Here is a 494-nt window from a genome sequence, read left to right as displayed (position 1 = left end):
CGAAGCCGGTGGCCCAACCCCCTTGTGGGGAGGGAGCTGTCGAAGGTGGGACTGGCGATTGGGACGAAGTCGTAACAAGGTAGCCGTACCGGAAGGTGCGGCTGGATCACCTCCTTTCTAAGGAGCATCTAGGCCGCCGGGCTTGCCCGGTGGTCCAGGGCCATTACGTCGGCACACGTCCGACGGTGGTTGCTCATGGGTGGAACGTTGATTATTCGGCCGGTTTCACGGGTCGGAGACTGCAAGTACTGCTCGCAAGAGCGTGGAAAGCATGATCTCCGGGCGGGAGCCGGCCGGGCACGCTGTTGGGTGTCTGAGGGAATGAACTCCCTCGATGCCGGCCCCGGTGAACTCCAGCCTTTGGTTGGGGGTGGTGGGTGGCTGGTCGTTGTTTGAGAACTGCACAGTGGACGCGAGCATCTGTGGCCAAGTTTTTAAGGGCGCACGGTGGATGCCTTGGCACCAGGAACCGATGAAGGACGTGGGAGGCCACG

Annotated in this window: 1 rRNA gene; it reads left to right on the top strand. The window is 62.1% G+C overall.

The annotated features are described in order from the left end of the window. Positions 1-117, top strand: a 16S ribosomal RNA gene (locus K4B79_RS47515); the annotation flags it as partial. Positions 118-494 lie beyond the last annotated feature (377 nt).

The organism is Streptomyces lincolnensis (genome assembly GCF_021173675.1).
Classification (GTDB): Bacteria; Actinomycetota; Actinomycetes; order Streptomycetales; family Streptomycetaceae; genus Streptomyces; species Streptomyces lincolnensis_B.
The sequence above is the reverse complement of the archived record's forward strand: the minus strand, read 5'-3'. Positions and strand labels throughout refer to the sequence as shown.